We start from the raw sequence: 16,789 nt of genomic DNA, 5'->3' as shown, positions 1-16,789 counted from the left end.
ACCCCTCACGCAGCACCGCACCACCAGCGGCCGTCGGCGCGGCCGGCCTCCCACCGCACTTTCCGTTCGTCCCCAAGGAGTTCAGACCCTCATGTCCCTCACCCTCACCCCCGCCGGACGCCGTACGGCCGCCGCCGTCCTGACCGCCGCCCTGCTCGTCCCGCTCGCGGCCTGTTCGAGCGACGACGGCAAGCAGGACACCAACGGCTCCCCGGCCTCGGGCTCCGCGAGCTCCGCCCCCGAGGCGGACCTCACGGTGCTCGCCGCGGCCTCCCTCACGAATGTCTTCAAGACGGCCGGCGCCGCCTACGAGAAGTCCCACCCGGGGACGAAGCTCACCTTCTCCTTCGCCGGCTCGCAGGAGCTCGTCGCCCAGGTCTCGCAGGGCTCCCCCGCCGACGTCCTGGTCACCGCCGACACCAAGAGCATGGACAAGGTGAAGGCCGAGGCCGGCACCCCGACGGTCATCGCGAAGAACCGTCTCGTCATCGCCACCGGCAAGGGCAACCCCTTCAAGGTCGACGAGCTCAAGGACCTCGCGGACACCAAGCTCAAGGTGGTCCTCGCCGCGCCCGAGGTGCCGGCCGGCAAGTACAGCAAGAAGATCCTCGACGCCCAGAAGATCACCGTGAAGCCGGTCTCCCAGGAGCCGAACGTGCGCGCGGTGCTCAGCAAGGTCGAGCTCGGCGAGGCCGACGCCGGCCTCGTGTACAAGACGGACGCCGAGAGCGCCAAGGACAAGGTCGACGCCGTCGAGATCCCCGACGGGCAGAACGCCATCGCGCAGTACCCGGCCGCCGCGCTGAAGGGCTCGAAGAACGCCGAGGCCGCCGCCGCGTTCGTCGCCTGGCTTTCCTCGCCCGAGGGGCAGAAGATCCTTCAGGACGCCGGCTTCCAGAAGCCGTGACGGATCCGGGGTCGTTCGGATCGTGAGGGGCTGTCCGGCTCGGGGGAGCGGACAGCCCCTCGTCCTCATGTCGTCATCTCTGCGGGGTCACTCGATGAAACACACAGGCACGCGTAGGTCCGGTACCCGTCCACCGCTGGCGCTGGCCGTGCCCGCGCTGCTTGCCGTGGCGTTCCTGACGCTTCCTCTGCTCGGGATCCTCGTACGGACCGAGTGGGGCGAGCTGGCCGGCCATCTGAGCGCACCGGGCACGGTCACGGCGCTGAAGCTCTCGCTGCTCGTCTCGTTCTGGGCGCTCGGGCTCTCGCTGCTGCTCGGGGTGCCGCTGGCGTGGCTGCTCGCCCGGGTGCGGTTCCCCGGCAAGGCGCTCGTCCGCTCGCTGGTGCTGCTGCCGATGGTCCTGCCGCCCACCGTCGGCGGTGTGGCGCTGCTCCTCGCGTTCGGGCGTCGGGGTCTGCTCGGGCCGTGGCTGGAGTCGACGTTCGGGATCACGTTCCCCTTCCACACCTCGGGCGCCGTCCTCGCGGCCACCTTCGTCGCCATGCCCTTCCTGGTCATCAGCCTGGAGGGCGCGCTCGGTGGACTGCGGCCGCGGTACGAGGAGACGGCGGCCTCCCTCGGCGCCTCACCGGTCCGCGTCTTCTTCACCGTCACGCTGCCCATGGTGGCGCCGGGCGTCGTCGCCGGGGCCGCCCTCACCTGGGCGCGGGCGCTCGGCGAGTTCGGCGCGACCATCACCTTCGCCGGCAATCTGCCGGGCACCACCCAGACGCTTCCCCTCCAGGTCTATCTGCTGCTCCAGGACGAGCCGGAGGCGGCCACCTCCGTCTCCCTGCTCCTCCTCGCCATCGCCATGGGCGTCCTCATCGCCCTGCGCGGACGGTGGACCGGCATCCCCGTCGACCGCAGGCCCCGGCCCGCCCCCGAGCCCGTGGAGGACCCCGAGCCCGGGACCGCCGCTTCCGACGCCCCCGAGGCGGAGCAGTCCGGGGACCGCTGGTCGCTGCACGCCGAGGTCACCGGCTTCACCCGCCTCACCCTCGACGCCGAACCGGGCACCACCATCGCCGTCGTCGGCCCCAACGGCGCCGGCAAGACCACCCTGCTCCGGGCCCTGCTCGGCCTCACACCCCGGGCCCACGCGGACCTCACCCTCGGCGCCACCGACGTCACCGCGCTGCCCCCGCACCGGCGGCGGGTCGCCTGGGTGCCGCAGGACGGCGCCCTCTTCCCGCACATGTCGGCACTCGCCAACACCGCCTACGGCCTGCGCGCCCAGGGCGTCGCCCGTGCGGAGGCCCGTCGCGCGGCCCAACGCTGGCTCGACCGGCTCGGCGTCGGCCACCTCGCCCACCGCCGCCCCGGCCAGCTCTCCGGCGGCCAGGCCCAGCGGGTCGCCCTGGCCCGGGCGCTCGCCGCCCGCCCTCGGCTGCTCGTCCTCGACGAGCCGCTCGCCGCCCTGGACCAGACCACCCGGGCCCATGTACGCCACACCCTGCGCACCCACCTCGCGCGCTTCGGCGGCGTCTGCCTCATCGTCACCCACGACCCCGTCGAGGCCGTCTCCCTCGCCGACCGGGTCCTCGTCCTCGACGACGGCCGGGCGCTCCAGGACGACAGCCCCGCCGAGGTCACCCGACACCCCCGCTCCCCCTGGGTCGCCCGCATGCTCGGCCGCAACGCCTGGCCCGGCACCGCCACCGCCGAAGGCCTCGCCCTGGAGGAGGGCGGCACTCTGGTCGCGGCCGACCCGCCGGCCGTCGGTACCCAGGCGCTCGCGATCGTGGCGCCCGAGGCGGTGTCCGTCCACCGCGAGAAGCCCGCCGGCAGCCCGCGCAACGTCTGGCCCGGTACCGTGCGCGAGATCACCGCCAGCGGCAGCCGGCTGCGGGTCCTCGTCACCTCCGACGGCGTCCCCGACCTCGTCGCCGAGATCACCCCGCAGGCCGCCGCCGAACTCGGGCTCGCCGACGGGGTGTCCGTCTGGACGAGCGTCAAGGCGACCGAGACGACGGTCGTACCGCTCTGACAGCCGTCTAGGTCTGATGCTCGATCAGGCGCCGGCGAGGGAGATCTCGGTCGCCTTGATCAGGGCGACCACGGGGGTGCCGGCTCCCAGGCCGAGCTCCTCGACGGCGTCCTTGGTGATCGCGGCCGTCAGCTCGCCGCCCGCGACGGGGACCTTCACCGAGCCCATGGCGCGGCCCGTCGACACCTCGGCGATGGAGCCGGCGAGCTGGTTGCGGATGGAGATGCCCTCGACGGGGCCGGTCGCGAGTGGATGATTCCGATCGCGACCGGCGTCACATCCATCGCCTGCATCCGCGAGAGGTCATCGCCGGAATGACTTGCAGATGTGACCCTAGACTGACCATTCACCTCTTGGATGATCCACCGTGCCCATCCCGCTGGCAGGGGTCCGGTTTCCGTGTGTGCGTCCAATCGCCCCCACGGGCCGGGGCTGCTTGACTGGCCGCACCGGCCCGTTGCGGAGGAGTGGCTCTCGCCGCGAGGGGACGGCCGGACGGGAGGGCCCTGCGCACCGCACGCGGTGGTTCGGTACGCAGGCGCCCTCGCCGTCTCCGGTGAGGGCGGGTCAGCGGCCGAAGGTGTCGATGTTCTCGACGAGCCAGCGGCCGTCGCGGCGCACGACGTCCACGGCGAACACCGCTCCCGCGTAGACACCCCGATCATCGGTCTTCGCCTTGCCGGTTCCCGCCGTGCTCACACTGCTCTGGTCGGCGTAGACGAGCACCCGGGCGCGGTCGCCGTCGATGCGCTCGACCGCGCTGTCGGTGACCGTCGTGGTGATCACCGTCTTCTGCTTCGCGGCCTGGGCGAGCACCCCGCTGAACAGCGTCTTGTGCTGGGCCACCGCCTTGCCTGTGAGGAGGGTCTTCCCCGCCCGCTCGAAGGGACCCGTGTCGGCGTGGTCGTACGAGAAGAGGGCGGCGACCGCCGCGGCGGTCTGCCCCTTGATCTCGCTGGTCCGGGCGAGGTCGGTGAGGGCCGTATTGCCGCGCGCCGGGTCCTCCCGGAGCTCTCCCGCCCTGCTGTGCGCCCACCCCGCGAAGCCCCCGAGCAGCAGGGTCAGGACGCAGAGGAGGACCAGGGGGGAGACGCGGCGCCTCCGCGTCCCGTCTCTTGCCGGCTCCGGGGTGCCCGGGTCGGGCTTCGGCTTCGACTCCCGCTCGGGCTCGGGCTCGGGCTCCGGAAGGAGAGCGACCGGCGAGTGGGTCCTGGTCGCGGGGGCCGACGGGGCGGCGAGGGACTGGCGGCGGCGCTGGCGGTTGAGGTGGTGGCGGGGCGTCGGCATCGTGCGGGTCCTTTCGGGTGCGTGCGGCTCTCGCGTACGGGACGGTCCGGTCAACCGGTCGCCGTGCCGCCCACGGGGGCCTGCCCCAGGGCACTGAGCTTCCACTGGCCGTCGGCGCGGGTCAGTTCGCCCAGCATGCGGCTGTCCTTCTCCGTGCTCTTGCTGTCGGGGGTCGTGACGGTGATGCGCAGGGCGACGAGCAGCCGGGCCCGCCCCGCCCTGTCGTCGAGTTCGGTGACGGCGCCGGACAGCACCCGGGCCGTGGTCACCGTCTTCGCCGTCTTGACCTGGCTGGTGAACTCCGCGCGGCCGTCGACCAGTTGCTGATGGAGCTCGCCGGTCGTCGAGGTCTCCCAGAGGTCGAGGCCCTGGTCCACGCGCCGGTGGTCGAGGGTGTTGAGGTTCTGTACGGCCTGCTCTCCGGCCGCGAGCGCCCGGTCGCGCTGCACGGCGTACGCCGCGGAGTCGTCGTGGGCCGCGGCGTACCAGCTCCGGCCCTCCCAGGCCGCGAAGCCGCCCGCGACCAGCGTGAGCACGAGGGCCACGGCCAGGGCCGGCCGGTTGCCCGCCGAGGCGCGGACCTGGCGTGTCATGGGCTTCTCCTGTCTCCCGCTCATCGTCAGCGGGCCTTGATGTCGACGATCAGCCACCGGTCCCCCTGGTACTTCGCGGTGACGGTGAGCTGGGCCGCGGCGGAGGTGGCGGCGGCCTTGTCGCGCCGCGAGGTCTGGTCGAGGAAGACGAGGAGGCGCGCGCTGTCCCCGTCGAGTTCGATCACGCCGGTGCGGACGGCCTGGGTGGAGAGGGTGATGCGCTGGTCGACCAGACTCGCGCGGACCTGGGCGAGCAGGTCGCCGTACTGGCGGGCGGCGCGCCCCGCGAGGACGGTGCGGGCGGATCGTTCGGCGGCGTCGGTGTTCGCCGTGTAGGAGAAGACCCGGGCGAGTCCTTCGGCCACGTCGCCGCTCACGCGGGTGGTGGCCTCGGTGTCGGTGAGCGCGTGGTTGCGCGCCGACGGGGTGGACCGGAGCTGGTGGGCGGCGTAGAAGAAGCCGCTGCCGCCGAGGAGGAGGACGGTGACCGCGGCGGCGAGAGCGCCCTTTCGCCAGGCGGAGGCGGAACGGCGTCCGGTTCTGTCGATGGGTCCGGTCGCGTCCTCGCCGGGGGCCGGCATCGCCCCGGGCCGGTCGTCGCCGACGGACTCCGGGGCCTCTCCCCCGTCGGTCTCCGTGTCCCCGGTTTCCGTGTCCCCGTCGGTCTCCGTGTCCCCGCCGGTCTCCTTGCGCAGCAGTCGCGTCACTGGTCCCCGCCCTCCGCTCCTGCGACCGGCACCGCGCTCAGTGCCGCGACTCTCCAGGTGTGCTCGCCCGTGCGGGTCAGGACTGCCTCCAGGCGTTTGCGGTCGGTGGTCGCGGTCGCGGCTCCGCGCGGGGTGACGTCGACGCGTACGGTCGCGAGGAGTTTCGCCGTACCGGCCCTGGTGTCGAGGGCGGTGAGCGCGGCCTCGGTGACCGTGGCGCGTGCCGAGGCGCCCACCGTGGGTCCGGTGCGGCCGAGTTCGGTGCGGAGGGGCCCGGTGGAGGCGTCGCGCCAGGCGCGGATGCCCGCTTCGGCGCGTTCGCGGGTCGAGGCGTCGAGGGTGTTCAGGACGGTGACGCGGCTGCGGCCCTCGGCGAGGGCGGTGTCGCGTTCGCGGCTGAAGGCGAGTTCCTCGTCGGTACGGGCCTGGGCGTAGGTCCAGGCTCCGGTCCCGCAGAAACCGAGGGCGGCGACGAGGGCGGCGGTGCCCAGGGCCTTGGCGCGCTTCATCGTGTGCTCCCGGTGGTGAGGCCGAGGAGGCCGGCCATGTCCGTCGGGCCGCCGGTGTCGCCGGGGAGGGCGAGTGCGCCGGGGAGGGCCTGCTGCGTACCGGTGGTGGTGCGCGCGCTGCCGGAGGGCAGGGAGCCGGGCCGGGCCGGGGTGGGGACGACGCCGGTCCCGGGTGCGTGGGCCGAGCCGCGGACGTTGACGCCGGTGGAGGCCGGGGACGTGCAGGAGGCGCGGGTGTTGAGGGCGGGCGCGGTCCCCAGGTCGAGTCCGTTGCGGTAGCGCGTACCGCCGTATCCGGAGGTGCAGGGCAGTGGTTTGAAGAAGGTGACGGCCATGCCGAAGTTCACGTGTCCTCCGTCGACGGTGGTGGCTCCCGCCGAGACGGCCGCCGGGAACTTGACGAGGAGTTCCTCCGTGCCCCGCTGCCGGGTGACGGCGATCTCCGAGGTGGTGAGGAGGTTGGCGAGGACGACGCCGAGGCTCGGGTCGAGATCGCGCAGGAGGCCGCTGACCTGGCCGGTCGCTTCGGGGGTGACGGCGAGGAGGCGGCGCAGGTCGGTGTCGGAGCCCTTGAGGGTGGCGGCGAGGTCGCGGGCGCCGGTGGCGAAGTCCCGGATGGCGCGGCTCTCGTCGGCCTGGGTGCGCAGGACGACCTCGCCGTCGTCGATGAGCCGGGTGGTGGCCGGCAGGGACCGGTCGGCGGCCTGGACGAACCGGCTGCCGTTGTCGAGGAGGACCTGGAGGTCGTCGCCGTGGCCCTCGAAGGCCTTGCCGAGTTCGTCGACGACCGTGCGCAGGGAGTCCAGGGGTACGGAGCGAGTGAGGTCGTTCATGCTCGCGAGCACGTCGGTGACGGGCGCCGGCACGTCGGTGTCGGACTGTTCGATGCGGGCGCCGTCGGCGAGGTAGGGCCCGCCGTCGCTCTCGGGGCGGAGGTCGATGTACTGCTCGCCGACGGCGGAGAGTCCGGCGACCACGGCGCGCGCGTCGGCGGGGATCCGGGGCGACGAGTTCTTGATGCGCAGTTCGGCGACGACGCCGTCGGCGGTGAGGTCGATGGCTCCGACGCGGCCCACGGAGACGCCCCGGTAGGTGACGTCGGAGTGGGTGAACAGGCCTCCCGTACGGGCGAGATGGACGCGGACGGTGTAGTGGTCGGCGACGCCGGCGTAGCGGCCGAGGTCGGCGTAGCGGACGCCGACGAAGCCGAGGACGAGGACGGCGATGGCGAGGAACGCGAGGTTCTTCAGCCGAACCGTTCGGGTGATCACCGGTTTTCACCTCCGTCCGGGGGTGTGGTGGCCGTCGTGACCGGGGGCAGGGGCAGCGCCGATCGCGGGCTCGGCGCGGTTCCGTCGGTCTCCGTTCGCCGCCGCGAGGTCGGATCCGGGGCCGGCGGCGTGGGCGTCGGGGTGGGTTCTGCCTTGGGGATGAGGGGCGGGATGACCTCGGTGCCCGGGGCGGCGGCGAGGTGGAGATAGGTGTTGAGGTAGTCGCCCTTGATGCCGCGCATCACTTCGTCGGTGAAGGGATACGTGAGGAGCACCTGGAGTGAGGCGGGCAGGTCGGCTCCGGCGTCCGCGAGGGCCGTCAGCGTCGGCGCCAGGGCCTTGAGGTCGGCGACCATGTCCTTCTTGCTCGCGTCGACGGTGGAGACGGCGACGCCGGAGAGGGTGTCCAGGGCGCGCAGCATGGTCAGCAGGGAGCCTCGCTGCTTCTCCAGCGTCTTCAGGCCGGGCGAGAGGCCGGTGAGGACGGTGTCGACGTCCTTCTTGCGGCCGGCGAGGGTCGCGGAGAGCCGGTTGACGCCGTCGAGGGCGCGGGTGATGTCGCCGCGGTGCGCGTCGAGGTTCGTCACCAGGGTGTTCACGCGGTTCAGCATCGAGCGGACCTCGGGTTCGCGGCCGCCGAGCGCCGCGTCGAGTTCGCGGGTGATGGTCTTGAGCTGGTTGACGCCGCCGCCGTTGAGGAGCAGCGACAGGGCGCCGAACACCTCCTCGACCTCGGTGTTGCGGCTGGTGCGCGCGAGGGGGATGACGCTGCCGTCGGTGAGGTGCGGGCCGGTGTCCTTCCGCGGGGCGACGAGCTGGATGTACTTCTCGCCGAGGAGGCTGGACTGTTCCAGGCGGGCGCCGGCGTCGGCGGGGAGGCGGACGTCGCCGTTGATCTTCAGGGTGACGCGGGCGGACCAGGTGCCGGTGCCCCCCAGCTCGATGGCGGTGACGCGGCCGACGGCGACGTCGTCGACCTTGACCGCGGACTGCGGGACGAGGCTGAGGACGTCGTCGAGTTCGGCGGTGACGGTGTACGGGTGCGGGCCGAGGTCGGCGCCGCCGGGCAGTGGGAGGTCCTCGATGCCGTCGAACCGGACGGGGTTCGAGGGGAGCGCGCCGAGGACGACGGCGAGCCCGAGGCCGAGTGCGAGCGCTCCTACGGCTCCTGCGCCGAGGGCCTTCCGGGAGGGCAGGGAGTCTGCGTTCACCGGTTCCCCTCCCCGGTGCTCGCATACGAGGCTCCGGTGACCGGGAGGGGCAGCAGCGGTCCGCCCATGCTGATCTCGTTGAGGTTGGCGCGGCCGTCGAGGGTGCGGGTGGCCGGGTTGTACGCGTTGACGACGTTGCCCGCGGCGAGCGGGGCCACGTCGAGTGCCTCCGCGAGGGAGGCCCGCTGGTCGACGAGGGTCTGGGTGAGGGGGACGAGGCGGTCGACGTTCTTCTTCAGTTCGCCGCGGTTGTCCTTGATGAAGGTCTTGACCTGGGCGAGGGCCTTGCCGAGCTCCTTGAGGGCGCCGGCGAGGTCGTCCTTGTTCTCGGCGAAGTAGCCGACGACCTCGTCCAGGCGTTCCTGTGCGGTACGGACGTCGCCGTCCTTCTTCTTGAGCATGGTGGTGACGGTCTGGAGCTGGCCGAGGGTGGTGAACAGGTTCTCGCTGCTCCCGTCCAGGGTCTTGGCGGCCTTGCCGAACTGTTCGATGGAGGTGCCGATGGCCGTGCCGTTGCCCTTGAGGTTCTTCGCTCCGGTGTCCAGGAGTTCGGAGAGGGCTCCGGCGGAGTTGGCGCCGTCGGGGCCGAGCGCCTTGCTCAGTTCGGTGATCGAGTCGTAGAGCTGGTCGATCTCGACGGGGGTGCGGTTGCGGGAGGCGGGCAGCTGGGCGCCGTCGGCGAGCGTGGGGCCGGTGCTGTAGGCGGGGGTGAGCTGGACGTACCGGTCGGCGACGATGCTCGGTGCGACGACGAGGGCCCGCGCGTCGGCGGGGACGCGTATGCCTTCGTCGAGGCGGAGTTCGACGCGCACCCGGGTGCCTTGCGGCTCCACGGACTCCACCTCCCCGACGCGTACGCCGAGGACGCGCAGGTCGGATCCGGCGTAGATGCCGACCGCCCGGTCGAAGTACGCGGTGACGCGCATGCCGTCGTCGTCGAGGACGCGGACGGCGACGAGGCCGCAGGCCGCGAGCACCGCGAGGGCGAGCCCGGCGACGAGGGGCTTTCTGGACTTGGTCATCGTTCACCGCTCCCCTTGGCCGTCGCCGTCTGTTTCGGCGGCAGGCATCCGGTCCTGGGCTGCGAGGCCTCGGGCAGGTAGGTGCGGGGCACCACGCCGCACAGGTAGCTGTCGAACCAGCGGCCGCTGCCGAGGGTGTTGCCGACGAGCCGGTAGTACGGGCCGATCAGCGCGAGCGTCTTGTCGAGCTGGCCGCTGTTCTTCTCCAGGACGCCGGTGACGCGGCTGAGGGCCTTGAGGGTGGGACCGAGCTGCCGGTTGTTGTCGCCGACGAGGCCGCTGAGCTCGGTGCCCAGGTCCCGGCTTCCCTTGAGCAGGGCGCGGATGGCCTCGCGGCGCTTCTTGAGCTCCCCGAGCAGCGAACCGCCGTCCTCGATGAGGATCTCGAAGCTGGACTTCTTGTCCTCCAGGGTCTTGGTGAACTTCTTGCTGTTCTCCAGGAGCCGGGCGAGCTCGGTGTCGCGCTTGGAGACGGACTTCGACAGCTCGGAGAGGCCGGTGGCGGCGTTGCGGACGTGCGGCGGGGAGTTCTCGAAGGTGTCGGAGATCGTCTGGAAGCTCTCGGCGAGCTTCTCGGTGTCGATGGCGTCGACGGTGCCGCTGAGGTCCTGGAAGGCCTGCGTCACGTCGTACGGGGACGTGGTGCGGGACCGCGGGATGCGGGTGCCGGGGTCCTGCGGGGCGGAGCCCAGGGGGTCGAGGGCCAGGTACTTCTCGCCGAGGAGCGTCTTGATGGCGATGGCGGCGGTCGAGCGGTCGCCGATCCAGGCGTCGCCGACCTCGAACGTCACCTTGACCCTGGGTCCGTCGAGGGCGACCTCGGTGACCTTGCCGACCTTGACCCCGGCGATGCGGACCTCGTCGCCGGCGTCGAGTCCGGCGGCCTCGGTGAAGTCGGCGCTGTAGGCGGTGTCGCCTCCGACGAGGGGCAGCCGTTCCACGTTGTACGCCAGGACGGCCATGAGGGCGAGGACCAGCAGGCCGACGAGGGCGACGGCGACGGGGCTGCGCTCCTTGACCGGCTTGAGCCGGACGCGCGGGCTCATCCGCGGCACCTCGTCTCGGTCACGGCGATGCCGGTCGGCGGCTTCGAGCCGTCGGAGGTTCCCACGCCGCTCACGCGCGCCTCGCAGAGGTAGAGGTTGAACCACGATCCGTACGAGGAGAGCCGGGCGAGGGCCGTCATCTTGCCGGGCGTGTGGGCGAGGAAGGTCTCGATGGCGGGGGTGTGGTCGCCGAGGGTGCCCGAGAGGCGGCCGAGTTCGCGGATGTCCTTCTTGAGGGGGGCGCGCCCTTCCTGGAGGAGTCCTGCGGTCGTCGTGGTGAGGTCGCCGATGGCCTTGACCGCCTCGCCGAGGGGTTTGCGGTCGGTGTTGAAGCCGGTGACGAGTTTCTGGAGGGTGACGACGAGGTCCCCGAAGGCGGCCTCGCGGTTGTTGAGGGTGGTGAGGACCGTGTTGAGGTGGGTGACGACCTCGCCGATGACCTTGTCCTTGGCGGCGACGGTCTTGGTGAGGGAGCCGATGTGCCGCAGGAGGCTGTCGACGGTGCCGCTCTCGCCCTGGAGGACCTGGACGAGCGAGCCGGCGAGGTCGTTGACGTCGGCGGGCGAGAGCCCCTCGAACAGTGGTTTGAAGCCGTTGAAGAGCAGGGTCAGATCGAGTGCGGGTGTGGTGCGGTCGAGCGGGATGGTGTCGCCGGCGTTCAGGGTGCCGGTCAGGTCGCCGGTGCCGCGGCCGAGGGAGACGTACCGCTGCCCGACCATGTTGAGGTACTTCACGGCGGCGGTCGCCGACCGGGGCAGGGTGCGGTCCTCGCGGACCGTGAAGGTGACCTGGGCGGTGCGCCGCTGGACGACGCGCACATCGGTCACCTCGCCCACCTTCACTCCGGCGATGCGCACGGAGTCGCCCTCGACGAGCCCGGTGACGTCGGTGAACAGCGCCTTGTACGAGCGGGTGGCGGAGCCGACGCCGGTGTTGGCGATGCTGAAGCCGAGGACGGTGGTGGCGAGGGCCGTGACGAGGACGAACGCGAGGGACTTGAGGACGGTCCCGGTCAGGCCGCGTCGTCGCGTGTGGGAGGGCCGTGTCGTCATCGGAGGGTCACCTCCGCACCGCGGAACGCCGGGCCGGCGAGCAGGCTGGACCAGTCCGGCAGGTCGCCCGGCCGTTGCTTCGCGGCGGGGGCGAGGAGTTCGTTGACGAGGTCGTTCTCCTGCGGGGAGTTGGCGGGCCCGAGGTCCTGGTCGGCCGCGGCGGACGCCCGTGCGGCGGGTGCGGCCGGGACGCCGAGGTAGGGCACGGGGTAGCAGTGGGGGCCGCCGCCGGAGCCGTACGAGGGAGCGTCGCGGCCGGGGACGTAGGCACCGCGCGAGGGGACGGTGGTCACCTCGACGTGCAGTCCCGGCTGGTTCGTGCCCTTGCCGAGGGCCTTGTCCATGGCGGGCACGAACTGGGCGAGGGTGCGCAGGGTGCAGGGGAAGGACGGGGAGTACTCGGCGAGGAGTTCGAGGGTGGGCCTGCTGGTGGCGCTGAGGCGGATGATGTTGTTCTTGTTCTGCCGCAGGAAGGCGGTCAGGTCCTGTGCCGTCCGGGTGGTGGCGCCGAAGGTGCCGGCCAGCTCGCCCTCCTTCTCGGCGAGGGTGCCGCTGGTCCTGGTGAAGTCGGTGAGCGCCGTGACGATGTCGGGGGCGGCGTCCGCGTAGAGGTGGCTGACCTTCACGAGCTCTTTCAGGTCGCGGGTGAGGGCGGGCAGGTGGGGGTTGAACTCGCGCAGGTGGGCGTCGAGTCGGGCGAGGGTCTCGCCGAGCTTGTCGCCGCGCCCCTCCAGGGCGCGGGAGACGGCGGAGAGGGTCGCCGACAGTTTCTGCGGCTGGACGGCCGTGAGCAGGGGCAGGACGTTGTCGAGGACCTGCTGGAGTTCCACGGCGTTGCTCGATCGGTCCTCGGGGATCACGTCTCCGGGGCCGAGGGGCCGCGCGGAGGGGGCCGCGGGCGGTACGAGGGCCACGAACCGTTCGCCGAAGAGGGTCGTGGGCAGCATCTGCGCGCGGACGTCGGAGGGGACGTGGCGCAGGGTGCCGGGCCGCATGGCGAGGGTGAGCCGGGCTCCGCCGTCGATGGCGTCGATGGCGCGGACCTCGCCGATGACGACGCCGCGCAGTTTCACCTCGGCCCCGAGGTGCATCTCGTTGCCGACGCTGCCGGTCTCCACGACGACCGGGTCGGAGTCGGTGAAGCGTTTGTCGTAGACGGCGACCGCGAGGGACGCGAGGAGGACGGGCACCAGGAGGAAGACGACGCCGGCGAACCGGCGGCGGACGGTCTCGGCACGTGAGTCGGTCATCTCACCCCGCCACCTTCACGGTCGTGGTCGCGCCCCAGAGGGCCAGCGACAGGAAGAAGTCGGTGACGCTGATCAGCACGATGGCGTTGCGTACGGAGCGGCCGACGGCGATGCCGACGCCGGCGGGGCCACCGGAGGCGCGGAAGCCGTAGTAGCAGTGGGCGATGATCACCATCACGCTGAAGATCAACACCTTCAGCACCGAGAGGAGGACGTCCGTCGGTGACAGGAAGAGGTTGAAGTAGTGGTCGTAGGTCCCCTGGGACTGGCCGTTGAAGAGGACCGTGACGTAGCGGGAGGCCAGGTAGGAGGAGAGCAGGCCGATGGCGTAGAGCGGGACGATGGCGACGACGCCCGCGATGATGCGGGTGGTGACCAGGTACGGCATGGAGCGGATGCCCATGCCTTCGAGGGCGTCGACCTCTTCGTTGATGCGCATGGCGCCGAGCTGGGCGGTGAATCCGGCGCCGACGGTCGCGGAGAGGGCCAGTCCGGCGACGAGCGGGGCGATCTCGCGGGTGTTGAAGTACGCGGACACGAATCCGGTGAAGGCGGCGGTGCCGATCTGTTCGAGGGCCGCGTGGCCCTGGAGGCCGACGACGGTTCCGGTGAACAGCGTCATCGCGATCATGACGCCGATGGTGCCGCCGATGACGCCGAGGCCGCCGGAGCCGAACGCGACCTCGGCGAGCAGCCGTTGCACCTCCTTGAGGTAGCGGCGCAGGGTCCGCGGGATCCAGAGCAGGGCTCGGAGGTAGAACAGGAGCTGGTCGCCGGACCGGTCGAGCCACACGAACGGGGAGGCCATCGGTCTCAGCCTCCCTTCGGCGGGACGATCTGCAGGTAGATGCCCGTGAGCACCATGTTCACGAAGAACAGCAGCATGAAGGTGATGACGACGGACTGGTTGACGGCGTCGCCGACGCCCTTGGGTCCGCCGCGGGGGTTGAGTCCGCGGTAGGCGGCGACGATGCCGGCGATGAACCCGAAGACGAGGGCCTTCAGTTCGCTGATGTAGAGGTCGGGCAGCTGGGCGAGGGCGGAGAAGCTGGAGAGGTACGCGCCGGGGGTGCCGCCCTGGAGGACGATGTTGAAGAAGTAGCCGCCCAGGGTGCCGACGACGGAGACCATGCCGTTGAGGAGCACGGCGACCGCCATCGTGGCGAGGACGCGCGGGACGACCAGTCGCTGGACGGGCGAGACGCCCATGACCTCCATCGCGTCGAGTTCCTCCCGGATCTTGCGGGAGCCGAGGTCGGCGCAGATGGCGGAGCCGCCGGCACCGGCGATCAGGAGGGCCACGATGAGCGGGCTGGCCTGCTGGATGACGGCGAGGACGCTGGCGCCGCCGGTGAACGACTGGGCTCCGAGCTGCTGGGTGAGGGAGCCGACCTGGAGGGCGATGACGGCGCCGAACGGGATGGAGACGAGTGCGGCGGGCAGGATGGTGACGCTCGCGACGAACCAGAACTGCTCGATGAACTCGCGGAACTGGAAGGGCCGCCGGAAGACGGCCCGGCTCACCTCGGCGGCGAGGGCGAAGAGGCGGCCGGTCTGCCGCAGCGCGCCGGTGATCACGAGCCGCTCCCGGTGGCCGGCAGGGTGAGGGTGGGCGCCGCGGCGGTCCGCGCGTAGGTGTCGCGGATGGCGGCGCGGGCGGCGGGCGGGAGCTGGTCGAGCATGCCGAGGACGCGCTCCCTGCGCCGGGTGACGGCCGCGCGGGGCGGCAGGCCCGGGGAGGGTTCCAGCTGCGGGACGATGACGCGGGGCGCCGTCGAGTGGCCGGCCGGGTTGTCCGCCTCGGCGGCGAGGAGGGCGGCGTCCTTCTCCTCGGACATGCCGATGGGGCCTTCGCGGCGGCCGGCGAGGAACTGGGTCACGACCGGTTCGTCGCTGGTGAGGAGGACCTCGCGGGGGCCGAAGGTGACGAGCCTGCGCCGGAAGAACATCCCCATGTTGTCGGGGACGGTGGCGGCGATGTCGAGGTTGTGGGTGACGATGAGCATCGTCGCGTCGATCCGCGCGTTGAGGTCGATGAGCAGCTGGGACAGGTAGGCGGTGCGGACCGGGTCGAGTCCGGAGTCCGGCTCGTCGCACAGCACGATCTGCGGGTCGAGGACGAGCGCGCGGGCCAGCCCGGCGCGTTTGCGCATGCCGCCGCTGATCTCGCCCGGCAGCTTGTCCTCCGCGCCGAGGAGGCCGACGAGTTCGATGCGCTCCATGACGGTGCGCCGGATCTCGGACTCCCGCTTGCGGGTGTGCTCGCGCAGCGGGAAGGCGATGTTGTCGAAGAGGCTCATGGAGCCGAACAGGGCGCCGTCCTGGAACATGAGGCCGAAGAGCTTCCGGGTCTCGTAGATGTCCCGTTCCGGACTGCTGACCATGTCGACACCGTTGATGAGGACGCGGCCCTGCTGGGGTTTCAGCAGTCCGATGAGGGATTTCAGGAAGACCGTCTTCCCGGTTCCGGAAGGGCCGAGCATGACGCTGACCTCTCCGGCCGGCAGGGTCAGCGACACGTCCTGCCAGATGTTCTGCTTGCCAAAGGACATGGTCAGCCCCTCGACGACTACTTCGATTCCCATCCCACCTCCAGCAAGCGTGCGTCGGGTGTGCGCCGCGGGCGCACGTTAAGGCGGTGCGGATCACCCGGACAATAGGCGGGCGCCGATTTTCTTGATCGGCTCCCGTATTTGTCACCGGGGAGACAAGGCCGGGTTCGGCCTTTGTCTCCGTGGAGACAGAGAGCGGCGCCGACCTGCGACGGTGTGCCGCCCCGGGAACGCTACGGCCGAGTAACCTCTCGCGGCAATAGCCGATTCCGAGTTTTCCCGGCTCGGAATCAAACGGCGGAACATTTGTCAGACGGGAGACAGTTCCGTCTCCGCACTTATCACCGGGAAGAGGGGTGGGCGACCTCGGCGATCGATCAGAATTGTCGACAATGCGCACCCTGGAACCAAGGGGATTCACGCCATCGCTCACCCACTTGACAGGCATTCCGACATCTCCAAAGAATCATGGACTTCGCCATTGTTCAGCTAAGTTTCCCGCAAGTAACGTCTGGTTTCGCGGCCGAGAAATGCCGGGCCGCCGGCCGCTCGACCCCCACCGCGGCCACCCCTCTGCCGGTCAATCCCCAAGGAGAGTCCCAGAGCCATGAAGAAGCCCATCAGAAAGCTCGCCGTCGTCGCCGGAGCCGCCTCGGCCGCGTTCGCCCTGGCCGTGAGCCCCGCGTCGGCGGTGGCGTCCACGGTCTGGACCGTCAGCCCGTCCCCGGCCAGCATCACCGCGGTCAACAGCGGGAACATCGTCCTCAGCGTCAACGGCATCGCCATGACGTGTACGAAGTCGAACGGTTCGGGCTCGGGCCAGAGCACCACCGGCAACCCGGCCACCGTCGGCACCATCAACTCCATCGCCTTCGGTGCCAGCGGCACGCCCTGCACCAGCGTGCTCGGCCCCGTGACCACCGTCCCGGCCACCCCCTGGACGATCGTGGCGCAGGACTACACCGCCTCGACCGGCGTCACCAAGGGCTACGTCGGCAACGTCGACGCCACGGTGACCGTCGGCGCCTGTGTCTTCCGCGTGACGGGCAAGGCGTCCAGCACGTACACCAACTCGACGGGCGCGCTCGCCGTCAACAGCGTCTCCGGCGAGCTCACCGTCGTCTCGTCGAGCGGCTGCGGTTCCGCCGTCCCGGTCGGCGCCAAGCCCATCTTCAAGGGCACGTACCTCTTCAAGGTGGCGGGCACCAGCACCATCCCGACGATCGTCGGCTCCAACCCGTAAGGACGCAGAAACCCGCGTCCGTCCGGCCGGCGACCCCGGCCGGGCGGACGCGGGCCTGTGCGCGCCCTTCGCCGGCCGCCCTTCCCCGTCGGCACACGAACGACCCGAGC

At 71.4% G+C, this 16,789-nt stretch carries 16 protein-coding genes and 1 pseudogene; 3 read left to right on the top strand and 14 right to left on the bottom strand.

The annotated features are described in order from the left end of the window. Positions 1-91: 91 nt before the first annotated feature. Positions 92-907, top strand: coding sequence for a molybdate ABC transporter substrate-binding protein (gene modA, locus AB5J54_RS39860; RefSeq protein ID WP_369148892.1), 816 nt, complete (start codon positions 92-94; stop codon positions 905-907). A 94-nt stretch (positions 908-1,001) separates the two neighbouring features. Then, a complete protein-coding gene (locus tag AB5J54_RS39855; protein ID WP_369148891.1) occupies positions 1,002-2,936 on the top strand; it encodes an ABC transporter permease in 1,935 nt (644 codons plus the stop codon). Between the two features lie 24 nt (positions 2,937-2,960). Here AB5J54_RS39855 and AB5J54_RS39850 read toward each other — a convergent pair. From AB5J54_RS39850 to AB5J54_RS39785, 14 genes and pseudogenes are all read right to left on the bottom strand, one after another. Beyond that, positions 2,961-3,185, bottom strand: a pseudogene (locus tag AB5J54_RS39850) (molybdopterin-binding protein); the annotation flags it as partial. 318 nt (positions 3,186-3,503) lie between these two features. Then, positions 3,504-4,223 (bottom strand): hypothetical protein, encoded by a 720-nt coding sequence (locus AB5J54_RS39845; RefSeq protein ID WP_369148890.1) that lies wholly within the window; start codon positions 4,221-4,223, stop codon positions 3,504-3,506. A 50-nt stretch (positions 4,224-4,273) separates the two neighbouring features. Continuing rightward, positions 4,274-4,816 (bottom strand): hypothetical protein, encoded by a 543-nt coding sequence (locus AB5J54_RS39840; protein ID WP_369148889.1) that lies wholly within the window; start codon positions 4,814-4,816, stop codon positions 4,274-4,276. A 26-nt stretch (positions 4,817-4,842) separates the two neighbouring features. After that, positions 4,843-5,523 (bottom strand): hypothetical protein, encoded by a 681-nt coding sequence (locus AB5J54_RS39835; protein WP_369148888.1) that lies wholly within the window; start codon positions 5,521-5,523, stop codon positions 4,843-4,845. Further along, positions 5,520-6,032 (bottom strand): hypothetical protein, encoded by a 513-nt coding sequence (locus tag AB5J54_RS39830; RefSeq protein ID WP_369148887.1) that lies wholly within the window; start codon positions 6,030-6,032, stop codon positions 5,520-5,522. The genes AB5J54_RS39835 and AB5J54_RS39830 overlap by 4 nt, the downstream gene beginning before the upstream one ends. Continuing rightward, entirely contained in the window at positions 6,029-7,303 is a 1,275-nt protein-coding gene (locus tag AB5J54_RS39825) for an MCE family protein (protein ID WP_369148886.1), read from the bottom strand. The genes AB5J54_RS39830 and AB5J54_RS39825 overlap by 4 nt, the downstream gene beginning before the upstream one ends. Next, positions 7,300-8,514: an MCE family protein gene (locus AB5J54_RS39820; RefSeq protein ID WP_369148885.1), complete on the bottom strand. Its 1,215-nt coding sequence runs from the start codon at positions 8,512-8,514 to the stop codon at positions 7,300-7,302. The genes AB5J54_RS39825 and AB5J54_RS39820 overlap by 4 nt, the downstream gene beginning before the upstream one ends. Next, positions 8,511-9,536 carry an MCE family protein gene (locus AB5J54_RS39815; protein WP_369148884.1) on the bottom strand — a complete coding sequence of 342 codons (1,026 nt, stop codon included), beginning with the start codon at positions 9,534-9,536 and terminating at the stop codon, positions 8,511-8,513. The genes AB5J54_RS39820 and AB5J54_RS39815 overlap by 4 nt, the downstream gene beginning before the upstream one ends. Further along, entirely contained in the window at positions 9,533-10,582 is a 1,050-nt protein-coding gene (locus AB5J54_RS39810; protein WP_369148883.1) for an MCE family protein, read from the bottom strand. Before AB5J54_RS39810 ends, AB5J54_RS39815 begins: the two co-directional genes overlap by 4 nt. After that, positions 10,579-11,634: an MCE family protein gene (locus AB5J54_RS39805; RefSeq protein WP_369148882.1), complete on the bottom strand. Its 1,056-nt coding sequence runs from the start codon at positions 11,632-11,634 to the stop codon at positions 10,579-10,581. Before AB5J54_RS39805 ends, AB5J54_RS39810 begins: the two co-directional genes overlap by 4 nt. Then, complete coding sequence (locus tag AB5J54_RS39800; RefSeq protein WP_369148881.1) at positions 11,631-12,884, bottom strand: MCE family protein; 1,254 nt, start codon at positions 12,882-12,884, stop codon at positions 11,631-11,633. Before AB5J54_RS39800 ends, AB5J54_RS39805 begins: the two co-directional genes overlap by 4 nt. A gap of 1 nt (position 12,885) precedes the next feature. Further along, on the bottom strand, positions 12,886-13,692 hold the full coding sequence (locus tag AB5J54_RS39795) for an MlaE family ABC transporter permease (RefSeq protein WP_369148879.1): 807 nt from the start codon (positions 13,690-13,692) through the stop codon (positions 12,886-12,888). Between the two features lie 5 nt (positions 13,693-13,697). After that, entirely contained in the window at positions 13,698-14,462 is a 765-nt protein-coding gene (locus AB5J54_RS39790; RefSeq protein ID WP_369148878.1) for an MlaE family ABC transporter permease, read from the bottom strand. Continuing rightward, positions 14,459-15,469 (bottom strand): ABC transporter ATP-binding protein, encoded by a 1,011-nt coding sequence (locus tag AB5J54_RS39785; protein ID WP_369148877.1) that lies wholly within the window; start codon positions 15,467-15,469, stop codon positions 14,459-14,461. Before AB5J54_RS39785 ends, AB5J54_RS39790 begins: the two co-directional genes overlap by 4 nt. A gap of 574 nt (positions 15,470-16,043) precedes the next feature. Here AB5J54_RS39785 and AB5J54_RS39780 point away from each other — a divergent pair. Further along, positions 16,044-16,679, top strand: coding sequence for a hypothetical protein (locus AB5J54_RS39780; RefSeq protein WP_369148876.1), 636 nt, complete (start codon positions 16,044-16,046; stop codon positions 16,677-16,679). Positions 16,680-16,789: the final 110 nt, after the last annotated feature.

The organism is Streptomyces sp. R44, from assembly GCF_041053105.1.
Taxonomy (GTDB): domain Bacteria; phylum Actinomycetota; class Actinomycetes; order Streptomycetales; family Streptomycetaceae; genus Streptomyces.
Note: the sequence above shows the minus strand (reverse complement) of the source record. Positions and strands in the feature narration are given on the sequence as shown.